At 71.0% G+C, this 21,156-nt stretch carries 20 protein-coding genes; 15 read left to right on the top strand and 5 right to left on the bottom strand.

From position 1 onward, the window contains the following. From ABZ928_RS34190 to ABZ928_RS34175, 4 genes are all read left to right on the top strand, one after another. On the top strand, positions 1-924 hold the full coding sequence (locus ABZ928_RS34190) for an ABC transporter permease (RefSeq protein ID WP_361527512.1): 924 nt from the start codon (positions 1-3) through the stop codon (positions 922-924). Continuing rightward, positions 917-1,891, top strand: a complete 975-nt coding sequence (locus ABZ928_RS34185; RefSeq protein ID WP_361527510.1) for an ABC transporter permease — start codon at positions 917-919, stop codon at positions 1,889-1,891. The genes ABZ928_RS34190 and ABZ928_RS34185 overlap by 8 nt, the downstream gene beginning before the upstream one ends. 166 nt (positions 1,892-2,057) lie before the next feature. Then, positions 2,058-3,032 carry an ABC transporter ATP-binding protein gene (locus tag ABZ928_RS34180; protein ID WP_361527508.1) on the top strand — a complete coding sequence of 325 codons (975 nt, stop codon included), beginning with the start codon at positions 2,058-2,060 and terminating at the stop codon, positions 3,030-3,032. Continuing rightward, a complete protein-coding gene (locus ABZ928_RS34175; RefSeq protein WP_361527506.1) occupies positions 3,025-4,089 on the top strand; it encodes a dipeptide ABC transporter ATP-binding protein in 1,065 nt (354 codons plus the stop codon). The genes ABZ928_RS34180 and ABZ928_RS34175 overlap by 8 nt, the downstream gene beginning before the upstream one ends. A 128-nt stretch (positions 4,090-4,217) precedes the next feature. On the opposite strand, the gene ABZ928_RS34170 is transcribed toward ABZ928_RS34175, so the two are convergent. Then, on the bottom strand, positions 4,218-6,347 hold the full coding sequence (locus ABZ928_RS34170; RefSeq protein ID WP_361527504.1) for a prolyl oligopeptidase family serine peptidase: 2,130 nt from the start codon (positions 6,345-6,347) through the stop codon (positions 4,218-4,220). A gap of 176 nt (positions 6,348-6,523) precedes the next feature. On the opposite strand from ABZ928_RS34170, the gene ABZ928_RS34165 reads away from it, so the two are divergent. The 8 genes from ABZ928_RS34165 (at position 6,524) to ABZ928_RS34130 (ending at position 14,596) form a co-directional block, all read left to right on the top strand. Further along, positions 6,524-6,718 (top strand): hypothetical protein, encoded by a 195-nt coding sequence (locus ABZ928_RS34165; protein WP_361527502.1) that lies wholly within the window; start codon positions 6,524-6,526, stop codon positions 6,716-6,718. A gap of 19 nt (positions 6,719-6,737) precedes the next feature. Continuing rightward, positions 6,738-7,598 (top strand): N-acetyl-1-D-myo-inositol-2-amino-2-deoxy-alpha-D-glucopyranoside deacetylase, encoded by an 861-nt coding sequence (mshB, locus tag ABZ928_RS34160; RefSeq protein ID WP_361527500.1) that lies wholly within the window; start codon positions 6,738-6,740, stop codon positions 7,596-7,598. Next, positions 7,595-8,005: a DUF6113 family protein gene (locus tag ABZ928_RS34155; protein WP_361527498.1), complete on the top strand. Its 411-nt coding sequence runs from the start codon at positions 7,595-7,597 to the stop codon at positions 8,003-8,005. The genes mshB and ABZ928_RS34155 overlap by 4 nt, the downstream gene beginning before the upstream one ends. 250 nt (positions 8,006-8,255) lie before the next feature. Beyond that, positions 8,256-10,952 (top strand): hypothetical protein, encoded by a 2,697-nt coding sequence (locus ABZ928_RS34150; RefSeq protein WP_361527496.1) that lies wholly within the window; start codon positions 8,256-8,258, stop codon positions 10,950-10,952. Positions 10,953-11,098: 146 nt separating this feature from the next. Then, complete coding sequence (locus ABZ928_RS34145; protein ID WP_361527494.1) at positions 11,099-12,022, top strand: ABC transporter ATP-binding protein; 924 nt, start codon at positions 11,099-11,101, stop codon at positions 12,020-12,022. Next, positions 12,019-12,789 (top strand): ABC transporter permease, encoded by a 771-nt coding sequence (locus tag ABZ928_RS34140; RefSeq protein WP_361527492.1) that lies wholly within the window; start codon positions 12,019-12,021, stop codon positions 12,787-12,789. Before ABZ928_RS34145 ends, ABZ928_RS34140 begins: the two co-directional genes overlap by 4 nt. A gap of 5 nt (positions 12,790-12,794) precedes the next feature. Then, entirely contained in the window at positions 12,795-13,985 is a 1,191-nt protein-coding gene (locus ABZ928_RS34135) for a sensor histidine kinase (RefSeq protein ID WP_361527490.1), read from the top strand. Beyond that, positions 13,982-14,596, top strand: coding sequence for a response regulator transcription factor (locus tag ABZ928_RS34130; protein WP_361527488.1), 615 nt, complete (start codon positions 13,982-13,984; stop codon positions 14,594-14,596). Before ABZ928_RS34135 ends, ABZ928_RS34130 begins: the two co-directional genes overlap by 4 nt. Before the next feature lie 23 nt (positions 14,597-14,619). On the opposite strand, the gene ABZ928_RS34125 is transcribed toward ABZ928_RS34130, so the two are convergent. Together ABZ928_RS34125 and ABZ928_RS34120 are read right to left on the bottom strand one after the other, a co-directional pair. Further along, positions 14,620-15,471, bottom strand: coding sequence for a transglutaminase-like domain-containing protein (locus ABZ928_RS34125; RefSeq protein WP_361527486.1), 852 nt, complete (start codon positions 15,469-15,471; stop codon positions 14,620-14,622). Positions 15,472-15,488: 17 nt separating this feature from the next. Beyond that, positions 15,489-16,517: a GNAT family N-acetyltransferase gene (locus tag ABZ928_RS34120; protein WP_361527484.1), complete on the bottom strand. Its 1,029-nt coding sequence runs from the start codon at positions 16,515-16,517 to the stop codon at positions 15,489-15,491. A 140-nt stretch (positions 16,518-16,657) separates the two neighbouring features. Between ABZ928_RS34120 and fdxA the strand changes: the two genes are divergently transcribed. After that, positions 16,658-16,978 (top strand): ferredoxin, encoded by a 321-nt coding sequence (fdxA, locus tag ABZ928_RS34115; RefSeq protein ID WP_351240873.1) that lies wholly within the window; start codon positions 16,658-16,660, stop codon positions 16,976-16,978. 115 nt (positions 16,979-17,093) lie between these two features. Further along, positions 17,094-18,188 carry a bifunctional succinyldiaminopimelate transaminase/glutamate-prephenate aminotransferase gene (locus tag ABZ928_RS34110; protein WP_361527482.1) on the top strand — a complete coding sequence of 365 codons (1,095 nt, stop codon included), beginning with the start codon at positions 17,094-17,096 and terminating at the stop codon, positions 18,186-18,188. Between the two features lie 96 nt (positions 18,189-18,284). Here the strand turns inward: ABZ928_RS34110 and ABZ928_RS34105 are convergent, their stop codons facing one another. Together ABZ928_RS34105 and ABZ928_RS34100 are read right to left on the bottom strand one after the other, a co-directional pair. Next, a complete protein-coding gene (locus ABZ928_RS34105; protein WP_361527480.1) occupies positions 18,285-18,731 on the bottom strand; it encodes an ATP-binding protein in 447 nt (148 codons plus the stop codon). A gap of 310 nt (positions 18,732-19,041) precedes the next feature. After that, on the bottom strand, positions 19,042-19,971 hold the full coding sequence (locus ABZ928_RS34100) for a heavy metal transporter (protein WP_361527478.1): 930 nt from the start codon (positions 19,969-19,971) through the stop codon (positions 19,042-19,044). Positions 19,972-20,055: 84 nt separating this feature from the next. Between ABZ928_RS34100 and dapE the strand changes: the two genes are divergently transcribed. Then, a complete protein-coding gene (gene dapE / locus ABZ928_RS34095) occupies positions 20,056-21,135 on the top strand; it encodes a succinyl-diaminopimelate desuccinylase (RefSeq protein WP_361527476.1) in 1,080 nt (359 codons plus the stop codon). Positions 21,136-21,156: the final 21 nt, after the last annotated feature.

The following is a 21,156-nucleotide window of genomic DNA, read 5'->3' as shown; positions in this document are numbered from 1 at the left end:
ATGGGACGCTACGTCGTCCGGCGTCTGCTCCAGATGATCCCGGTGTTCATCGGCGCCACCCTCCTCATCTTCCTCATGGTCAACGTCATGGGCGACCCCATCGCGGGCCTGTGCGGCGACCGGCAGTGCGACCCCGCCACGGCCGCCCAGCTGAAGAAGGAGTTCGGCCTCGATAAACCGGTCTGGCAGCAGTACCTGACCTACATGGGGAACGTCTTCACCGGCGACTTCGGCACCGCGTTCAACGGCCAGAAGGTCACCGAGCTGATGTCGACGGCGTTCCCCGTGACGATCCGCCTGACGATCGTCGCGATCCTCTTCGAGATCGTCATCGGCATCACGCTCGGTGTCGTCACGGGCCTGCGCCGCGGCAAGCCCGTCGACACCTCGGTCCTGATGCTGACCCTCGTCGTGATCTCGATCCCGACCTTCGTCACCGGCCTGCTGCTCCAGCTCCTGCTGGGCGTGGAATGGGGCTGGATCAAACCGTCGGTGTCCACGGACGCCACCTTCAGCGAGCTGATCGTGCCCGGCCTGGTCCTCGCCTCGGTCTCCCTGGCGTACGTCACCCGCCTGACCCGCACCTCGATCGCGGAGAACAGCCGCAGCGACTACGTCCGTACGGCGGTGGCGAAGGGCCTGCCGAGACGCCGGGTCATCACCCGCCACCTCCTGCGGAACTCGCTCATCCCGGTGGTCACCTTCATCGGCACCGACATCGGTGCCCTGATGGGCGGCGCGATCGTCACCGAGCGCATCTTCAACATCCACGGCGTCGGCTACCAGCTCTACCAGGGCATCCTCCGCCAGAACACCCAGACGGTGGTCGGCTTCGTGACCGTCCTCGTCCTGGTCTTCCTGGTCGCCAACCTGGTCGTCGACCTCCTGTACGCCGTACTCGACCCGAGGATCCGCTATGCCTGAGCAGCCTCACGAGCCCGACGGGGCGATCGCCGCGACCGGCATGGGCGGGGCGATGGACCTGGCGATGAGCGAGGGCGAGACCCTGGAGAAGGGCCCCGGGAGCGGCCAGGGACCCTCGGACCGCCCCCGCTCCCTCTGGTCCGACGCCTGGCGCGACCTGCGCCGCAACCCGGTCTTCATCATCTCCGGCCTGGTCATCCTCTTCCTGGTCGTCATCTCCCTCTGGCCGTCCCTCATCGCCTCCGGCAACCCCCTCAAGTGCGACCTCGCCAAGGCCCAGGAGGGCTCCCAGCCGGGACACCCCTTCGGTTACGACGGTCAGGGCTGCGACGTCTACACACGCACCGTGTACGGCGCCCGTACGTCGGTGACGGTCGGCGTCTGCGCCACGCTCGGGGTCGCCCTCCTCGGCTCGGTCCTCGGCGGACTGGCCGGCTTCTTCGGCGGCTTCTGGGACTCGATCCTGTCCCGCATCACGGACGTCTTCTTCGCGATCCCGGTGGTCCTGGGCGGCCTCGTCCTCCTCTCGGTGGTCACCAGCAACACGGTCTGGCCGGTGATCGGCTTCATGGTGCTGCTGGGCTGGCCGCAGATCTCCCGCATCGCGCGGGGCTCGGTCATCACGGCCAAACAGAACGACTACGTGCAGGCGGCGAAGGCGCTCGGAGCGTCGAACTCCCGCCAGCTGCTGCGCCACATCGCCCCGAACGCGGTGGCCCCGGTGATCGTGGTGGCCACGATCGCACTGGGCACGTACATCGCCCTGGAGGCAACGCTCTCCTACCTGGGCGTAGGCCTGAAGCCCCCCACCGTCAGCTGGGGCATCGACATCTCCTCGGCCTCCGCCTACATCCGCAACGCCCCCCACATGCTCCTCTGGCCGGCCGGCGCCCTCGCCGTCACCGTCCTCGCGTTCATCATGCTCGGCGACGCGGTCCGCGACGCCCTCGACCCGAAGCTGAGGTGACGGCGGGATGACGCGGGAAGTGCGTGGAGTGCGTGGAGTGCGTGGGGTGTCCAAGAGGCCCGCCCGAAGGAGCAGTACCGCCCGGACGGTCACCGTACCGGCGTCCGCTGTCCGCGAGGACCTCGTGCGCGACGCCCTCGACCCGAAGCTGAGGTGAGCCGTCGTCATGCTGCTCGAAGTGCGTGATCTGCAGGTGGAGTTCCGGACGCGGGACGGGGTCGCCAAGGCCGTCAACGGGGTCAACTACTCGGTGGACGCGGGGGAGACGCTCGCGGTGCTGGGGGAGTCGGGGTCCGGGAAGTCGGTGACGGCACAGGCGGTGATGGGGATCCTCGACATGCCGCCGGGGCGGATCACCGGCGGGGAGATCCTCTTCCAGGGCCAGGACCTGCTGAAGCTGAAGGAGGAGGAGCGGCGGAAGGTCCGCGGCGCCAAGATGGCGATGATCTTCCAGGACGCGCTGTCCTCGCTGAACCCGGTGCTGAGCGTCGGCGACCAGCTCGGTGAGATGTTCGTGGTCCACCAGGGCATGTCGAAGAAGGACGCGCGTGCGAAGTCGGTCGAGCTGATGGACCGCGTCCGCATCCCGGCCGCGAAGGAACGGGTCAGGCAGTACCCGCACCAGTTCTCCGGCGGTATGCGCCAGCGCATCATGATCGCGATGGCGATGGCCCTGGAGCCCGCCCTGATCATCGCCGACGAACCGACCACCGCCCTCGACGTCACCGTCCAGGCCCAGGTCATGGACCTCCTCGCGGAGTTGCAGCGCGAGTACAACATGGGCCTCATCCTCATCACCCACGACCTCGGCGTCGTCGCGGACGTCGCGGACAAGATCGCGGTGATGTACGCGGGCCGGATCGTCGAGTCGGCGCCGGTGCACGACATCTACAAGGCGCCGGCCCACCCCTACACCCGAGGACTCCTCGACTCGATCCCCCGTCTCGATCAGAAGGGGCAGGAGCTGTACGCGATCAAGGGACTGCCGCCCAACTTGATGGCCATCCCGCCGGGTTGCGCGTTCAACCCCCGGTGCCCGATGGCCCAGGACGTGTGCAGGACGGACGTACCCCCGCTGTACGAGGTCTCCGAGGACCGGGCGAGCGCCTGCCACTTCTGGAGGGAGTGCCTCAATGGTTGACTCAACGGTTGAGCCGATCCTGGAAGTGACCGGACTGGTCAAGCACTACCCGTTGACCCAGGGCATTCTGTTCAAGAAACAGGTCGGTGCCGTCAAGGCCGTTGACGGTGTGGACTTCACGCTCAACACGGGAGAAACCCTCGGCATCGTCGGGGAGTCCGGCTGCGGCAAATCAACTGTTGCCAAGATGCTGGTCAATCTTGAGCAGCCGACGTCCGGGTCGATCAAGTACAAGGGCGAGGACATCACCAAGCTCTCCGGCAAGGCCCTCAAGTCGGTGCGCCGCAACATCCAGATGGTCTTCCAGGACCCGTACACGTCCCTCAACCCCCGTATGACGGTGGGCGACATCATCGGGGAGCCGTACGAGATCCACCCCGAGGTGGCCCCGAAGGGCGACCGCAGGAAGAAGGTCCAGGACCTCCTGGACGTGGTCGGCCTCAACCCGGAGTACATCAACCGCTACCCGCACCAGTTCTCCGGCGGCCAGCGCCAGCGCATCGGCATCGCACGGGGCCTGGCCCTCCGCCCGGAGGTGATCGTCGCCGACGAACCGGTCTCGGCGCTCGACGTCTCGGTCCAGGCCCAGGTGATCAACCTGATGGACCGCCTCCAGAACGAGTTCGCCCTCTCCTACGTCTTCATCGCCCACGACCTGTCGATCGTCCGCCACATCTCGGACCGCGTCGGCGTCATGTACCTCGGCCGCATCGTGGAGATCGGCAGGGACGAGGAGATCTACGACCACCCCACGCACCCCTACACCCAGGCCCTGCTCTCCGCGGTCCCCGTCCCCGACCCGGAGGCCCGCGAACACAGGGAGCGCATCATCCTGGCGGGAGACGTGCCCTCCCCGACCAACATCCCCTCCGGCTGCCGCTTCCGCACCCGCTGCTGGAAGGCCCAGGAACGCTGCGCGCTGGAGGTCCCGGCCCTGGCGGTCCCGAGCGAGTTCCGCCTGACGACGGGGCCCGCGGCCCATGACTCGGCATGCCACTTCGCCGAGGAGAAGCAGGTGGTTCCCCCGGAGGAGGCACAAAGCAACGGACCGGGGTGACATGGCGCACCCCGGTCCGTTTACGGCACCCGCACGGCCGTACGTTCTTTAGACTGGCGCGTCCGTATATCGGGATCGGGTCGGCCAAGTTGCCTGCGTGTTAACGCGTTTCGCGGGTGTTTGTGCGGTTATGCCAGCCCCAACGACCGCTTCAGGAAGTCCACTTGGAGCAGCAGCAGATTCTCCGCGACCTGCTCCTGCGGCGTCATGTGCGTGACCCCCGACAGCGGCAGCACCTCGTGCGGGCGCCCCGCCGACAGCAGCGCCGAGGACAGCCGCAGCGCGTGCGCGACGACCACGTTGTCGTCCGCCAGGCCGTGGACGATCATCAGCGGCCGGTGCGGCTCGGCGGGGGAGGAGAGGCCCTCGTCGGTCACCAGGGAACTCTTCGCGTACGACTCCGGGGACGCCGCCGGATCGCCCAGATACCGCTCCGTGTAGTGGGTGTCGTACAGCCGCCAGTCCGTCACCGGAGCCCCCGCGATCCCCGCGTGGAAGACGTCCGGGCGCCGCAGCACCGCGAGCCCGGCCAGCCAGCCGCCGTACGACCAGCCCCGGATCGCCACCCGGGAGAGGTCGAGCGGGTGGGACTTCGCGAGTGACTCCAGCGCCTCGACCTGGTCGTCGAGGGACACCGTGAAGTCGTGGTGGACCGCCTTCTCCCACGCGGGCGAGCGCCCCGGCGTACCGCGCCCGTCGGCCACGACCACCGCGAACCCCTGGTCGGCGAACCACTGCGAGGTGAGATGGGAGTTGTGCGCGGCCAGGACCCGGGGACCGTGCGGACCACCGTAGGGATCCATCAAAACCGGCAACGGGGTCACACCGTCGTGATCTTGAGGCAGAAGCACGGCGCATGGGATACGCCGTGCGCCCCCCTCGGTGAGGATCATGCGCGGGGACATACCGGGATCTTCGGCGTACGACGTGACGGTCGCCGTCACCTTCCCGTCCCGCAGCACCTGGGCCCGCGCCCCCGCCCGCTCCGGCGTCGCCGACACCAGCACCGTCACGCCCCCGGCGCGCACCGCCCCGTGCACGCCCCGCTCCTGCGAGACGCGCTCCATGCCGAGCTCGTTCACCCGGTACACATGCACTTCGCCCGTCTCCGGCGCCGCCGCGCGCTCCCCGGCCGACGCCGAGATCAGCACGTCGTCGTCGGAGACGTCCAGCACCGCCCGCACATGCAACTGCGGCCCGGTCAGCGGACGTTCACCGACCGCGAGGACCCGCGCGCCCCCCTCGTCCGCGATCCGCACGAGCTGCCCGGACGGGCTCCAGCAGGGCACCCCCGGGAAAAGATCAAGCCAAATTGGATCTTCGTCGGCGTGCACCATCCGGGTCGACCCCGAGTCCGGGTCCACGGCCAGGTACAACTGGCTGCGCTGGTCCCGCGCCTGTACCAGCAACAGCGGCGCCCCCGCCGCTGACCAGTGCACATGCGCCAGATACGGGTAGCGCGCCCGGTCCCAGGAGACCTCCGTGCGCACCCCGTCGAGGCCGATCACGAAGAGCCGTACCTCCGCGTTCGCCGTCCCCGCCGCCGGGTACGCGACGTGCTGTGGATCACTCTCGGGACGGGCCGGGTCGGAGATCCACCAGCGCCGTACCGGCGTGTCGTCCACGCGTGCGACCAGCAGCCGATCCGATTCCGGCGACCACCAGAACCCCCGAGACCGGCCCATCTCCTCGGCCGCGATGAACTCGGCGAGCCCGTAGGTGACTTGAGCCGACCCCGCCGCGGGCTCCGGCTCGGCGAGAGCCCGGTCGCCCTCGCCCGCCACGTCCGTGACCCGCAGCGCGCCCTGCGCGACGTACGCCACGAACCGCCCGTCGGGAGACGGACGCGGGTCGATCACCGGCCCCGGAGTGGGGAGTTCACGTGCCGTGCCGGCCCGCAGCTCCGCCGCGAAAAGCCGCCCTGACAAGGCGAAAGAGGCCAACTCGACCGCGGAGTCGGTGGCGTAGCCGACGATGCCGGCCCCGCCCTCACGGCTGCGTTCGCGCCGCGCCCGCTCCTCGGGCGACAGGTCCTCGGAGGCACCGCCCAGCAGGGCGTACGGATCGGCGGCCACGCGCTCCCCGCCGTCCGCGGGGTCGAGCACCCACAGCGAACTCGCCCGGTCCGTACCGGAGGACGAGCGCAGGAACACGACACGGGAACCGTCGGGAGCCACGGTGAACGCGCGCGGCGCGCCGAGCGTGAACCGCTGGGTCCGGGCGTGCCGGCGGGGGAAGGAGTCGGACGTCGTCGTCATGCTCCGACCATATTGGCCATGCGCCCCCTTGTGCGGCCGTGCGCCGACGGATGCGCGCGCACGGATAGTTATGATCACTAGCGCATAGTGGGTATGAACCTGCTGGCACCTGTATGGATTTATCTGCCCCCTGGTCCGACCCCCCGTGTTCCTGGGATCTTTGGAGGTGAGCCGCCGTGGCACTCTCGATTTCGGCGGTGGTGCTGCTGGCGATCATCGTCTTCCTTCTGGTCAAGAAGTCAGGACTGAAGGCGGGACACGCTGTCGTCTGCATGCTGCTCGGCTTTTACCTGGCCTCTTCGACGATGGCGGGCACGATCACCGACCTGACGACGAGCGTCGCCAGCATGATCAGCAGCATCAAGTTCTGACGCCTTTAGGGTGGTCCCCATGACGGAACCACCCTCCCGGCGTCTTCTCCTGGTGCACGCGCATCCGGACGACGAGTCGATCAACAACGGCGCGACGATGGCTCGCTATGCGGCCGAGGGTGCCCTCGTGACCCTGGTCACCTGCACGCTCGGTGAACACGGCGAGGTCATCCCCGCCGAACTCCAGCACCTCACCGGCACCGCCCTCGGCGAGTACCGGCTGGGCGAGCTCACCGCCGCCATGAGCGCACTCGGCGTCCAGGACTTCCGTCTCCTCGGCGGCCCCGGCCGCTACCAGGACTCCGGGATGATGGGCACCGCCGACAACGACGACCCCGCCTGCTTCTGGCGGGCGGACGTCGACGAGGCGGCCGCCCACCTGGTCGAGGTGATCCTGGAGGTACGCCCGCACGCCCTCGTCACCTACGACGACAACGGCGGCTACGGCCACCCCGACCACATCCAGGCCCACCGCGTCGCCATGCGCGCCGCGGACCTGGCGGCGGAGGCCGGCTGGGAGATCCCCAAGGTCTACTGGAACCGCGTCCCGCGCTCCGTCGGCGAGGAGGCCTTCGAGCGGCTCGCCGAGGTGCTGCCGGGGCTGCCCTTCGACAAGCCCGGCGTCCTGGACGACGTACCGGGTGTCGTGGCCGACGAGCGGATCACCACGGAGATCGACGGCACCGCGTACGCCGCCGCCAAGGCCGCCGCGATGGCCGCGCACGCCACACAGGTCACGGTCGCCGAGCCGTACTTCGTCCTCTCCAACGACCTCGCGCAGCCGGTCTTCACGACGGAGTACTACGAGTTGGTACGGGGGGAACGGGCGCCCGGAGCGCGCGAGACCGACCTCTTCGCAGGCACCGGGGAGGCGTCATGAGTGACCAGGGATCGATGCTCGCCCAGCCGCTGCGGCCGCCGTCCGTGGGGCGGGCCGTGCTGTACGTCGGCCTCTTCGTGCTCGGCGCGGTCGTCGGGGCGGCCGGGTCGCTCGTGCAGTCCGGCTGGTTCCCGGGCGGGCTGCTGCTCGCGCTCGCCGGGGAGGCCGGGCTCTGTCTCGGCGGCGCGTGGGGCACCGGCAGCCGGGCCGGGGCCGTCGCGCCCGCCGGCGGCTGGATGCTCGCCGTCATCCTGCTCACCGCGAGCCGTCCCGAAGGCGACTTCCTCTTCGGCGCGGGAACCGGCTCCTACCTCTTCCTGCTCGGCGGCATGGCTACGGCTGTGATCTGCGCCACGCTTGGGCGGGGGCGGCAACCGGGCGGCGATGCCGTCCGACTTGGCAAGTGACGTACCACTTCGCCGCAACCGGGACGTGCGAGTCCGGTGTGGGTTTCCCCAGCGGTCGTGGGATACGCGCCAGAAGTGGCCAGTATGGTGGTGCGCGCCGCCGAGCCGCCCGCGCAGTTGAGGTCGACACGGGCGGTGGAGCCAACCGGGAGAACCTGCCTTGAGTCGTGAAACTGACAGTCCGTCCTCCGGGCCCAACGGGCGCGGCGGAGCCGCCTACCCTTCGGGCACGCCGCCCTACGGGACCCCCATGGCTTCCGACGACGGTACGGACGCGGGCCGTTCGGGCGCGCAGTCCGAGGAACGCAAGACCGAGACCACGCTGACGACCCGGATCCGGATCAACATCCCCGGGTCGCGGCCGATCCCGCCGGTCGTCGTGCGCACGCCCGTCGCGGACACGGACGGCACGGGTGTCGCCGAGGCCGAGGCGCCGGGTGCGGCGACGGTCGCGGGCGCGGCCGAGCCTGTCGCCGAGCCGGCCCCGCAGGCCGACGAGAAGGCGAGCAACTGGTTCGCCCCGCGCAAGTCCGGCCCGCCCAAGGCCGGTCAGGGCGGCGGCGCGACCAACGGGGCGGGCGTGCCCGGGGGTTCGGGCACGGCTCCGGCGGGCGCGGGTACGGCTCCCGGCGGTTCGCTTTCCGGCGGTCCTGGCGCGGCTCCCGGTGGCGCGCGCCCCGGTTCCGGTGCGGGGCGGCCCGGTGGTGTGGTCGGTTCCATGAGCGTGCCGGGCGGTGCGCGTCCCGGCGGCGCCACCAACGGTGCGGGGCTCCCCGGCGCGACCGGCGGTCCCGTGGCGCCCGGACACGGCGGCGGCACCGGCTCCTTCGACGTGACCGAGGCCCTGACGGCGAGCGGTCCCCGCCCGGGCGCGGAGCCGCGGCGCGACGACCTGCCGTACTTTTCGGAGAACGGCGGCGGACAGAACGGGCAGCACGGTCAGAGCGGTCAGAACGGACAGGCTGGGCAGGGCGGTTACGGCGCCCAGGGCGGGCCTGGCGGCCCGGCGGGCGCGAACGGCCTGGGCGGCGCGAACGGCCTCGGCGGTCCCGGTGGTGCGGGGGGCTTCGACCCCGCGAACGACTTCAACAGCTCGACCGGCTCGCACAGCCTCGACGGTCTGAACGACTTCAACGGCTCGACGGGGTCCCACGCCTTCGACGGCAGCTCGACCGGCTCCCACCGCTTCGACCCCTCCAACGACTTCAGCGGCCCCAACGACTTCGGCGGCCCGGCCGGCCGTGGCGGCCCCCAGGGTCCGACAGGCCCGACGGGCGGCCCGGTCACCGGCGACGGCCCGGTGGTACCGCCGATGAGCGGCGCCCCGGGCGTCCCCGGCGGCCCCGGCGCGTTCGGCGGCCCCGCAGGTCCCGGCGGCCCCGGAGCACCGGGCGGCCCGGGGGCTACGGGCAGCCACCGTCGTCCTGGCGGTCCGGGTGGACCTGGCGGACCGGGTGGACCTGGCGGACCGGGTGGACCTGGCGGACCGGGTGGAGTCGGCGGCCCCGGTGCGTTCGGCGGCCCCGGCGGCCCCGCAGGTCCTGGCGGCCCGGGTGCGCTGGGCGGCCCCGGCGGTCAGCCCGGCCCCAACGCCCCCGGCGGATTCCCCGGCCCCGGCGGTCACCCCGGCCCTGGCGCCCCCGGTGCCTCCGCCGGGATGAACGGCCTCGCCGGTCCGGGTGCCGGTACCGTCCCCGGTGCCAACCCCCTCGGTGGAGCCGCCCGCCCCGGTGGCGGGCTGAGCGACGACACGGCGATCCTCACCCCGCAGAAGCCGGCCCCCGAACCGGGCACCCCCGGCTACGGCACCCCGGGCGCCCCGCCCGCGCCGGACAACGTCTCCGGGCACACCGTCACCAGCGGTATCCCGGTCGTGCCGTCCAGCGGCCAGAGCTCCCCGTTCGGTCCGGGCGCCCCGTCCGACGGCCCGGCGCGGCACCAGGCCCCGAAGCTCCCCGAGCCGGTCTCGCAGAACGTCCCGGCCTCGTCGAAGAAGGCCAAGAAGAAGGGCCGCAACAAGCTGGCCCTGGTCGGCGTCGGACTCTTCGTCATCGCCGCCGGCGCGTACGGCGCCGGTCTGCTGATGAACCACTCCGACGTGCCCAAGGGCACCACCGTGCTCGGCGTCGACATCGGCGGCGGCACCCGCGACGACGCCGTCAAGAAGCTCGACGCGGAGTTCGGCGACCGCGTGAACAAGGCCCTGAAGCTGTCGGTCGGCGGCAAGACCGTCGAGCTCAAGCCGGACCAGGCGGGCCTCCAGCTCGACGAGCAGGCCACCGTCGCCGCGGCCGCGAGCAGCGACTACAACCCGATCTCGGTGATCGGCTCCCTCTTCGGCAACCACCGGGTCGTCGACCCGGTCATGCCCGTCGACGAGGAGAAGCTGACCGCCGCCCTGAAGGACGCGGGCGGCAGCTCCGGCTCGGTGACCGAGGGCACGATCAAGTTCACCTCCGCCGGCAAGGCCGTCGCCGTCTACGGCAAGGCGGGCAAGGGCATCGACGTCGCCAAGTCGACCACCGCGGTCGAGGAGGCGTACCGCACCCAGGTGGAGACCGGCAACGGCGGCACGGTGACGGTCGCGACGACCACCCAGCAGCCGACGATCTCCAACGCCGAGGTCGACCGCATGATGAAGGCGTTCGCGCAGCCCGCGATGTCCGACCGCGTCACCATCAAGGGCGGCGGACAGGAGATCCAGTTCGGCGCCCTGTCCCTGCCGAAGATCCTCGGCGTCAAGGCCGTCGACGGAAAGCTCGTGGACACCTACGACCTGGACGCCCTCAAGGAGGCCTACGGCACCACCTTCGACGGCGTGAAGGTCAAGACGGCGACCGGGGAACGCGGCGTCCTGCCGCAGGACGTCGTCTCGGTCCTGCGCAAGGTGCTCGTCGGCAAGACGACGGCGGAGCGCACCGGGGAGATCGACACCAACCCGAGCTAGCGGTCCGCGCACCGATGTATCGACGAAGGGGCACCCGGCACACGCCGGGTGCCCCTTCGTCGTAGACGCCGTATGACATCTGTCATCCGCCACTCAGGATCGCCGACACTGCCGGGCGAGGGGTCCGGAGCGCCACTCTGGATCACATGACAACGACAGCGGTCGTATTCGACCAGGTGAGCAAGGCGTACGGCGAGGTCCGGGCCGTGGACGGGCTGAGTCTGTCCCTGCACCCGGGGGAGACCGTGGCGCTGCTGGGCCCCAACGGCGCCGGCAAGTCGACCACGCTCGACCTGCTGCTCGGGCTGAAGCAGGCCGACAGCGGCACCGTCCGGCTCTTCGGCACGAGCCCGCGCGAAGCGATCGTCACCGGGCGGGTCGGGGCCATGTTGCAGAGCGGCGGACTGATGGACGAGGTGACGGTCGCGGAGCTGGTGCGGCTCGCCTGCGCTCTGCACCCGAAGCCGTACCGGCCGAACGACGTGCTCGCCCGCGCGGGGATCACCCAGATCGCGGACCGCAAGGTCAACAAGCTCTCCGGCGGCCAGGCCCAGCGCGTGCGGTTCGCGCTCGCGACGGCGGGCGACAGCGATCTGATCGTGCTCGACGAGCCGACCACCGGCATGGACGTCACGACCCGCCAGGCCTTCTGGGCGACCATGCGCGAGCAGGCCGACCAGGGGCGGACCGTCCTGTTCGCCACGCACTACCTGGAGGAGGCCGACGCGATCGCGGACCGGGTGCTGGTCCTGCACCGCGGCCGGCTCCTCGCGGACGGCACCTCGGCCGAGATCAAGGCCAAGACCGGCGTACGGCGGATCTCCTTCGACCTCGACGACCGCGACCGGGTCGACGACCGGATCGACGAGCAGGCCCTGCGCGACCTGCCCTTCCTGACCGGGCTCACCGTCTCCGGCCCCACCGTCCGCATCCAGTCCACGGACGCCGACGCCACCGTCCACGCCCTGTACGGCCTCGGCGTCTACCCCCGCAACCTCGAAGTCGCCGGCCTCGGCCTGGAGCAGGCCTTCGTCGCCATCACCGCCGCCGAGGAGGCCCGTACGTCATGAACAGTCTGATCAAGCTGGAGCTCACCCGCGCCCTGCGCAACCGCAAGTTCCTGTTCTTCTCCGTGATCTACCCGTCGGTGCTCTTCCTGCTCATCGCGGGCAGCGCCGACGCCACCGAGAAGGTCGACGGCACGGGCCTGACCCTGCCGACCTACATGATGGTCTCGATGGCCTCCTTCGGCGCCCTCACGGCCGTCCTGATGGGCAACAGCGAGCGCATCGCGAAGGAGCGGGAGAGCGGCTGGGTACGGCAGTTGCGGCTCACCACGCTGCCCGGGCGCGGGTACGTGCTCGCGAAGACCGCGAGCGCGGCCGTCGTCAGCCTGCCGTCCATCGTCGTCGTCTTCGCGGTCGCGGCGGTCGTGAAGGACGTACGGCTGGACGCGTGGCAGTGGCTCGCCCTGACCGGCGCGATCTGGGCCGGCAGCCTGGTCTTCGCCGCCCTGGGGGTCGCGCTCGGCTACCTCGTGAGCGGGGACGCGGTCCGTCCGATCACGATGATCACGTACTTCGGGCTGTCCATCCTGGGCGGCCTGTGGATGCCGACGACGTCCTTCCCGTCCTGGCTCCAGGACCTCGCCAAGTGGGTGCCCACGCACGCGTACGCTGCCCTGGGGCAGGCGATCGAGCAGAGCCAGGCCCCGCATGCCAAGGACATCGCCGTCCTGGCCGTCTACTTCGCCCTGTTCGCGGGCGGCGCGGCCTGGCTGTACCGGAAGGACACTCCCCCAGTGCCTAAAGGGCCTGGGGGGACCCCCAGGGCGTGAGGACGATGACGGACGACCAGCTGCCCCCGGACCTGCGGGCGGAGAACGCGATCCGGGTGGGCCAGGCGCCCCGCAACCGGGCCGACGCGGTGCGCAAGCTCATCTGGATCCTGCCGTGGCTGATCTTCCTCGGCGCGCCGGTGCAGGACCTGAACTCCGGTGCCCACTCGACGGCCGCGACCGTGGCCGGCTGGCTGGCCCTGGCCGCCTTCACCGGCACCTATCTGACCCTGGTCTTCCGGAACATGGGCCGCCCGTTCTCCGGCCCGGCCGTCGGCGTCCTCGTCGCCTTCCTCGGCGCCCTCGCCGTGGTCCTGTGCCTCACCCTCGGCGGCGAATGGATCGGCCTGTTCGTGTACGTCTCCGTCACCTGCGGCGCCACCCTGCCGCCGCCGGCGGCGTACTGGGCGGTCGGGCTGAACACCCTCGCCATGGTCCTGGCCGGTCTGCGCGTCGGCTCGGACGACTGGAGTCTGGTCCTGGTCGTGCTGCTGCTGGGCTTCGCGATGATGGGCGTGAAGCAACTGGTCCGCACGACGGTGGAGTTGCGCAAGGCCCGCGCGACCGTGGCCCAACTGGCCGCGAACGAGGAGCGCCTGCGCCTCGCCCGGGACCTGCACGACCTCCTCGGCCACTCCCTCTCCCTCATCACCCTCAAGAGCGAACTCGCCGGCCGGATGCTCCCCGCCCACCCCGACAAGGCCGCCCAGCAGGTCGCCGACATCGAACAGGTCAGTCGCCAGGCCCTCGTCGACGTCCGCGCCGCCGTCTCCGGCTACCGTCGCGCCCGTCTGTCCGCCGAACTCGCGGGCGCTCAGGTCGCGTTGAACGCCGCCGACGTCACCGCCGAAGTGCCCGCCGAGCCCGACCTCACGGGCGTCCCCGAGGAGACCGAGACCGCCCTCGCCTGGGCGCTGCGCGAGGCGGTCACCAATGTCGTACGGCACAGCGGCGCGACCCGCTGCACGATCGAGCTCTTGCACCGCCAGACCCTCGACGGGCCGTTCCTGGAACTCTCCGTCGAGGACAACGGCTCCGGCGGCTCCGGCAAGGCCCCCGGCAACGGTCTGACCGGTCTGACCGAACGCCTGGAGAAGGCCGGCGGCACCCTGGAGGCGGGCCGCACCAAGCACGGTTTCCGCCTGGTCGCCCGAGCCCCCGTCGACGCCTCCGCGCCCGTAGGATCCGGGGCATGAGCCCCAAGATCAAGCTGCTCCTGGCAGAGGACCAGTCGATGGTCCGTGAGGCACTCGCCGCCCTCCTCGGCCTGGAGGACGACATAGAGGTCGTCGTCCAAGTGGCCCGCGGCGACGAGGTCCTGACGGCCGCCCGAGCCCACGACATCGACGTCGCCCTCCTTGACATCGAGATGCCGGGCGCCACGGGCATCGAAGCGGCCGCCCAGCTCCACAAGGAACTCCCCTCGATCAAACTGGTCGTCCTGACCACCTTCGGCCGCCCCGGCTACCTCCGCACCGCCATGGAGGCCGGCGCCGACGCCTTCCTGGTCAAGGACGCCCCGGCAGCCCAACTGGCGGACGCGGTGAGGAAGGTCCTGGCAGGGGAGAGGGTCATCGACCCCACGCTGGCAGCGGCCGCGCTGGCGGACGGCGCGAACCCCCTGACAGACAGGGAGCGAGAGGTCCTGAGAGCGGCGGAGGACGGCTCGACGAACGCCGAGTTGGCGATCAAGCTGCACCTGTCCCAGGGAACGGTCCGCAACTACCTCTCGACGGCGATCCAGAAACTGGCGGTGAGGAACAGGGCGGAAGCAGCGCGGCTGGCAAGGGAGAAGGGCTGGCTGTAACGAACCTTCTTGGGGGGCAACCGCTAGTTCAACATCGCCCGCGCGGCCTGAGCCTGCTGCCGAACCCTCCCCGCGGCGGACTCGTCCACCGCCTCCACCACATCCGCATACGCATCCAACTCGCTCGCCCCGGTGAGGAAATCCCCTCGCTGCACCAGCAACTGAGCCCGCTCATACCGAAGCCGAGCCGGATGCGAAGGCATCAGCAACGACAACTCCACCCCCCACAGAGCCACATCCGACCGCTCAGGCCGAGCCGCGGCCCAGGCCCGCACGTTGTTGAGAATCCGCACCACCACCTCAAGCGGCTCCGCGGGCACCAGCATCGACGGCTGCAAGGGCGCCCCGGTCGCCCCGGCCACCAGCAACTCCGCATCCCCTCCGCTCAACACCCGCCCCCCGTCGAACGGATCGGCCAGCACCTGATCCCCCTCCGGCCCGAACCCCACGACGAAGTGCCCCGGCAGCGCCACCCCGTACACATGGGCTCCCGCCCGCCGAGCCACCTCCATCCAGACCACCGACAGCAGAATCGGCAGCCCCCTCCGCCGCCGCAACACCGAGTGCAGCAACGACGACTCGAGCCGCTGATAGTCCGCGGCGGAGCCGCGAAACCCGCATCGCTCGCCGAGCAGCTCCCGCAGCGACACCGCCCACGACCGGGGCCCGCCCGGCCGGAACGGCAACTGCCCGGCCAGCCGGTCCAGTTCGATCTGCGCCGCGTCGATGCCGGTCTCGTCCAGCGAGCCGTCCGCCTCCGCGCCCAGCAGCAGACACAGCAGCGAGAGGTCGGGCCGTTCGGACCGCACCTCTTCGGCGAACCGCCGGCGCAGCTCTGCGGATCGTTCCGGGGGCGGGGGATGGGGGGAACGCATAGCTGGCTCGTGCCCTCTCACGGCGATCCGTACCGGTCGGTGCCGGGACCGGCGGGCTCCCGGTAGTGGTGGTACGCGTGGTGCGCGGAGAAGCCCATCCCGGCGTAGAGCGCTCGCGCCCCGCTGTTGTCGTTCTCGACCTGGAGCCAAGCCGCCGAAGCGCCCTCGTCGAGCGCCCGCGAGGCCAGCGCGGCCATCACCGTCGTGGCGAGGCCCCGCCGCCGCTGCTCCGGATCCACCTCGACCGCGGCGAACCCGGCCCACCGCCCGTCGACGACACACCGCCCGATGGCAGCGGGAGCGGCACCCCCCGCTTCACCCGGCACCGTCGCGAACCACACCGAGGGCCCGCTCCCCAGCACCTTCAGCGCCACCTCGCTCACCCCCTTGCGCTGATACCGCGCGAGCCACGCCTCGTCCGCCACCCGGGACAGCACGACCCCGTCCCCCGAAGCCCGGTCGGCCACGGCCGCCAGCCCCCCGATCCACATCTCGGCGGTCACCTCACGCTCCCACCCACGCCGCTCCAGCTCCGCGCACAGCAGCTCCTGCGTGCCCGCGGCCCCGGTCGCGGTCTGGACGTACGCCGGCAGGCCACGATCGCCGTACCAGCGCCGTACGACGTCCAGCGCCCCGTCCAGCGGTATCCCCGGGTCGCCGAGCGGCAGGACCGAGTTGGCCCGCCGGGTGAATCCGGAGGCGGCCCTCAGTTCCCACTCGCCGAGCCGCTCGCTCTCCACCGGCCGCCAGGCGCGGGAGGCGATGTGCGCCAGCTCCTCGTACGAGGTCGCGGGGCCGCGTCGGCGGGCCGGTGCCGAGGGGACGACCTTGCCCGCGACCAGTGCGGATTCCGGGATACGGACGGTCTCGCCACTCTTCCGTGTGATCCACAGCACACCGTCGTCCCAGGATGCGAGAACACCCACCGTGTCGGTGAACTTCTCACCCGAAGTTCCAGGCGCGCTCCAGGACCGTACGGAGACTCGTTTACCGACGTCAGCAGTGGTGATACGGACCTCAAGGCGCCCGGTCGCAGAGATTTCCACAGGTCAGTTCACCCCTCCTGTTCGGATCATGCCCAAGAACGGAGATACTAGGGGCGGGCATCGACGACGCCGCGCTCCCGCGCGCCAGGCGGCGGAGCCTGTGGAGGCCCGCCAGCGCCCTATCGAGGAGGAACGACAGCGTGACCTACGTCATCGCGCAGCCTTGTGTCGACGTCAAGGACAAGGCGTGCATCGAGGAGTGCCCGGTCGACTGCATCTACGAGGGCTCCCGGTCCTTGTACATCCACCCGGACGAATGCGTCGACTGTGGCGCCTGTGAACCGGTCTGCCCGGTTGAGGCGATCTTCTACGAGGACGACACCCCGGACGAGTGGAAGGACTACTACAAGGCGAACGTCGAGTTCTTCGACGAGCTCGGCTCTCCCGGCGGTGCCAGCAAGCTGGGCCTGATCGAGCGCGACCACCCCTTCGTCGCCGCGCTGCCGCCGCAGAACCAGTAAGAGCGGCCCGCACCTCAGCGCCGCCTCGGTCCCGTACGGCTCGATCACCTTGATCGCCGTACGGGGCCGAGGCGTTTGCCGTACCGGTCGTACCGATGAAAGTGAGCAAGTAACCGTGTCCGCAGTCTCCGACCGCCTGCCCACCTTCCCCTGGGACAAGCTGGAGCCGTACAAGAAGACGGCGACGGCGCACCCGGACGGCATCGTCGACCTGTCGGTCGGCACCCCGGTGGATCCGGTCCCCGACCTGATCCAGAAAGCCCTCGTCGACGCGGCGGACTCCCCGGGCTACCCCACGGTCTGGGGCACCCCGGCACTGCGCGACGCGATCACCGGCTGGGTCGAGCGCAGGCTCGGCGCCCGCGGGGTGACCCACAAGCACGTCCTGCCGATCGTCGGCTCCAAGGAACTGGTCGCCTGGCTCCCCACCCAGTTGGGCCTCGGCCCCGGCGACCGCGTCGCCTACCCGCGCCTGGCCTACCCGACGTACGAGGTCGGCGCCCGCCTGGCCCGCGCGGAGTACGAGGTCTACGACGACCCGACGGAGCTGGACCCCGAGGGTCTGAAGCTGCTGTGGCTCAACACCCCGTCGAACCCGACCGGCAAGGTGCTGGGCAAGGACGAGCTGACGCGCATCGTGGCCTGGGCTCGCGAACATGATGTGCTCCTCTTCTCCGACGAGTGCTACCTGGAACTGGGCTGGGAGGCGGACCCGGTCTCGGTGCTGCACCCGGCCGTCAATGGTGGATCGTTCGAGGGGGTCGTTTCGGTTCACTCCCTCTCGAAGCGCTCGAACCTGGCGGGCTACCGCGCCGCGTTCCTGGCCGGTGACCCGGCGGTCCTCGGCCCCCTGCTGGAGATCCGCAAGCACGGCGGCATGATGACCTCCGCCCCGACCCAGGCGGCGGTCGTGGCGGCCCTCGGCGACGACGAGCACGTCCGCGTCCAGCGCGACCGCTACGCCGCCCGCCGCAAGGCCCTCCGCGAGGCCCTGGAGGCCCACGGCTTCCGCATCGAGCACAGCGAGGCCAGCCTCTACCTCTGGGCCACCCGCGGCGAGTCCTGCTGGGACACCGTCGCCCACCTGGCCGCCCTGGGCATCCTCGTGGCGCCGGGCGACTTCTACGGTGAGGCGGGCGAGAAGTTCGTACGCGTCGCCTTCACGGCGACGGACGAGCGGGTGCGGGCGGCCGTGGAGCGGCTCGCGTAGGCCTCGTACACACGCCGATACGGCCATACGGCGATGGGGCCCGGGGAGACATCCCCGGGCCCCATCGCCGTATCAGCCGTGCGTCAGCTCGTCGTGTCAGCCGAGCGGCAGGCTCTTCACCGGCAGCGACTCGGTCGGCAGCCCGCCCTGGGTGAGGGAGTCCGTCGGCAGGCCGCCCTTGGTGGCGGTGGACGCGGTGTCGCCCAGGATGTCCCCGGCGGAGCCCGCCGCGTCGCCCGCGGTCTGCTGCGCGGCCGGGGCCGCCTTCTTGGCGACCTTGCCGCCGGTCTTGCCCGCGGTCGGGACCGCCTTCTTGACCGCGTTGCCACCGGTGTTGCCCGCGATCCCGGTGGCGTTCTGCGCCGCGCCGTCGACGGTGTTGCCGACGCTCGCCCCGTCCAGCGCGGTCAGCCCGCCCAGGTTCGGAGTGGCGGGCAGCTCGGGGGCCGCACTGGCGGAGCCGGCCGCACCGACCCCGGCTGCCGCTCCCGCAGCGACGAGCAGCGCGGCACGGGCGATCCTGCGGGTCAGGGGGAGGGACATGATGCTCCTTCGACGGTGGAGAACGATGAAGTGTCCGACCGGGTCCGGCAGTTGATCACCGGGCTCGGACGCAGTGACTACCGCTCGAAGCCCGCGAAGGTTGCGGACGGCCAACGTAAAGAGTTGGCAATGCGTCGCATTATCGGCTGTGGATAAAAAGGGTCAAAGGGGGCCCTGTCGGAAAGTCTGCCGAATCCTTACAGCCCTTTATTCTCAAGGGTTTTCGCGAAGACGAGGGTGACCGGGCGAAAACCTGCGCACTCCGCCGTCCGGGCCGGACGCGCGTAACCCCTGCGGGTGATCGTCCGTACTACTGAGCAGTCAGGATCTGTACGGATCCGGCGCTCGCGGACGTCGTCGGCCGCCACTTGCTCTGGGTGTTCCCGGCGGTCCACTCCCGCCCGGCGTACGTGACGCGCTGGATGTGCAGCGCGGAGGCGTTGGCGACCGCCCAGTGCGCGAGCTGCCAGCCGCGCGCGCGTGCCTTGCCGTCGCCCACCGGAACGGTCACGGTCCGCCCCGACACCGTGGGTTCGGGAGTGGGGCTCGCCTCGGTGGCCTCCACCTCGTCGGCGGTCGTGTCGAGCGCGTCCCCGCCGAAGTCCCGTACGAGCGCGTCGCGCACCCCCTCGGGACCCGCCGCGACCGTCGCGTCCGGGCGCCCCTCGCAGGTCAGCGTGGCCGCGGAGGTGCCCGTGAGGGCGGCCGCCAGCAGTGTGGCGTCCTGCTCGTGCTTGGCGTACGCCTCCGGATAGCCGCTGCGCTGCACGCGCTGCGCGGCCTCGGTGAGCGGCATCTTCGTGTAGCCGTCGACCTTGACCAGATGCTCGTAGAACTTCGCGGCCGCGTACGTCGGGTCCATGATCTGCTTCTCGGTGCCCCAGCCCTGCGAGGGCCGCTGCTGGAAGAGGCCGAGGGAGTCCCGGTCGCCATGGGTGATGTTGCGCAGCCCGGACTCCTGGATCGAGGTCGCCAGCGCGATCGCCACCGCCCGCTCCGGCAGCCCGCGCCCGGTGCCGACGGCCGTGATCGTCGCCGCGTTCACCGCCTGCTCCGGCGTGAACTCGTACGCCGCCCCGTCGCCCTTGCCCGAGACCACCTCGCAGCCCGGCTCCCCGGTGCCCGCGGTGACGTACTGCACCACCAGATAACCGGCGACGGCGCACAGGACCACGAAGGCCGCCAAGCCGCGGAGGAAGCGGCCACGACGACGCTGTTGAGGGCGGGACGGCTCTGGCATCCGTACAAGGTAGCGGAGGCCCCTGTGGTGGGGGAGCCGGGTGTGGACAGTGGGGGACGACCCCGGCGCGTTAGGGTCGACGCCATGGCCGATACCCCGCTTGACCTCACGCTGGACGCCGCGCGGCTCACCGCGCAGCTCGTCGACTTCCCCTCCGTCAGCGGCACCGAGAAGCCCCTCGCGGACGCGATCGAGACCGCCCTGCGCGCCCTGCCGCACCTCACGGTCGACCGGTACGGCAACAACGTCGTGGCCCGCACGAACCTGGGCCGCGCCGAACGGGTCGTCCTCGCCGGCCACATCGACACCGTCCCGATCGCGGACAACGTGCCCTCGCGCCTCGACGACGACGGCTACCTGTGGGGCTGCGGTACCTGCGACATGAAGTCGGGAGTGGCGGTCCAGCTGCGCATCGCGGCGACGGTCCCGGCCCCCAACCGCGACCTCACCTTCGTCTTCTACGACAACGAGGAGATCGCCGCGGAGTTCAACGGCCTCAAGCACGTCTCCGAGGCCCACCCCGAGTGGCTTGAGGGCGACTTCGCGGTCCTCCTGGAGCCCACCAACGGCCAGGTCGAGGGCGGCTGCCAGGGCACGCTCCGGGTGCTGCTGAAGTTCAAGGGGGAGCGGGCGCACTCCGCGCGCGCGTGGATGGGCTCCAACGCGATCCACGCCGCGGCGCCGGTGCTCGCGAAGCTGGCGGCGTACGTGCCGCGCAAGCCGGTCGTGGACGGCCTGGAGTACCACGAGGGCCTCAACGCGGTCGGCATCGAGGGCGGCGTCGCGACGAACGTCATCCCCGACGCCTGCACCGTCACCGTCAACTTCCGCTACGCGCCCGACCGCAGCGAGGCGGAGGCCGAGGCGTTCGTCCGGGACTACTTCGCCGACTGCGGGGTCGACGAGTTCGTGGTCGACGACCACACCGGCGGTGCGCGGCCCGGCCTGAACCACCCGTCGGCGGCGGCCTTCGTCGAGGCGGTGGGCGGCGAGGTCCACCCCAAGTTCGGCTGGACGGACGTGGCCCGCTTCAGCGCGCTGGGCGTCCCGGCGGTGAACTACAGCCCGGGGAACCCCCTGCTGGCCCACAAGGTGGACGAACGGGTGAAGGTGTCGCTGATCCCGGAGGCGGAGGAGCGCCTGAAGTCCTGGCTGACGACGTGAGATGACCCCCGGGCCGGCCGG

The sequence above is a fragment of the Streptomyces sp. NPDC046909 genome, from assembly GCF_040644695.1.
GTDB lineage: Bacteria > Actinomycetota > Actinomycetes > Streptomycetales > Streptomycetaceae > Streptomyces.
Note: the sequence above shows the minus strand (reverse complement) of the source record. Positions and strands in the feature narration are given on the sequence as shown.